The sequence below is a fragment of the Microbacterium sp. ISL-103 genome, assembly GCF_018613995.1.
In the GTDB taxonomy this organism is placed as follows: Bacteria; Actinomycetota; Actinomycetes; order Actinomycetales; family Microbacteriaceae; genus Microbacterium.
Genome location: NZ_JAGGPD010000666.1, coordinates 1 through 1,196 on the forward strand (window position 1 = coordinate 1; position 1,196 = coordinate 1,196).

2 protein-coding genes are annotated in these 1,196 nt (G+C 65.9%); both read right to left on the reverse strand.

The window, feature by feature from the left end; translation table 11 throughout:
* On the reverse strand, positions 1-493 hold a 493-nt coding region (locus J7E68_RS19340; RefSeq protein WP_285225734.1), incomplete at its 3' end, for a carbon starvation CstA family protein.
* A 144-nt stretch (positions 494-637) separates the two neighbouring features.
* A partial coding sequence (locus tag J7E68_RS19345) for a PhoH family protein (RefSeq protein ID WP_215175161.1) occupies positions 638-1,196 on the reverse strand: 559 nt, incomplete at its 5' end.

The window sequence follows — 1,196 nt, forward strand, 5'->3', positions numbered from 1 at the left end:
CGCGACGCATCGAGAAGAACATCACGAGGTAGTCCTGCACGGCGCCGGCGAGAACCACTCCGACGATGATCCAGATGGTGCCGGGGAGGTATCCCATCTGGGCCGCCAGCACAGGGCCGACCAGGGGGCCAGCGCCGGCGATGGCGGCGAAATGATGCCCGAACAGCACTCGACGATCGGTTGCGACGTAGTCCTTCCCGTCGGCCTTGTATTCAGCGGGGGTCGCTCGACGGTCGTTCGGCTTGACCAGATTCCGCTCGATGAACTTCGAATAGAAGCGGTAGAAGACGAGGTAGGTGCAGACGGCCGCGAACACGAACCAGATCGCGTTGACGGTCTCGCCCCGCACGATCGCGAGCATCGTCCAGGCGACCCCGCCCAGCAGCGCGATCGCCGCCCAGAGCACGATCTTCAGCGGCGTCCATCTCGGTTTCTCGTCCACCGCCACCGGCGGAAGCGGGTGTTCGTCGACGGTCTTCGTCGCATCGCTCATAGCGCATCACTCCATCGTCTGCGTTCGATGCCCCGAGCATAATCCGGGCGTCGGCGAGAGGGAATGAGGATCGCCGGGACGTTCCCCTGACATACGACAGCGGATGCCGCGAACGCGCGGCATCCGCTGTCGGGCGGACTCTGGTCAGCTGAGCTCGCTTCCCTCCAGGAGTTCGGTGACGAGTGCGGCGATCGCCGAGCGCTCCGAGCGCATCAGCGTGACGTGGGCGAACAGATCGTGGCCCTTGAGGGTCTCGATCACGCTCGCGATTCCGTCGTGGCGTCCGACGCGGAGATTGTCGCGCTGGCCCACATCGTGCGTGAGGATGACTCGGGAGTTCTGCCCCATGCGGCTGAGCACCGTCAGCAGCACATTGCGTTCGAGCGACTGCGCCTCGTCGACGATCACGAACGCGTCGTGCAGCGAGCGACCGCGGATGTGGGTGAGCGGGAGCACCTCGAGGATGCCCCGTTCGACCACCTCTTCCATGACGTTGCCCGAGACCACCGAACCGAGGGTGTCGAAGACTGCCTGACCCCACGGGCCCATCTTCTCTCCCTGGTCGCCCGGCAGGTAGCCGAGCTCCTGCCCGCCCACGGCGAACAGCGGCCGGAAGACGATGATCTTCTTCTGCTGCTGGCGTTCGAGCACCGCCTCGAGACCGGCGCAGAGACCCAGTGCGGCCTTGCCGGTTCCGGCGCGC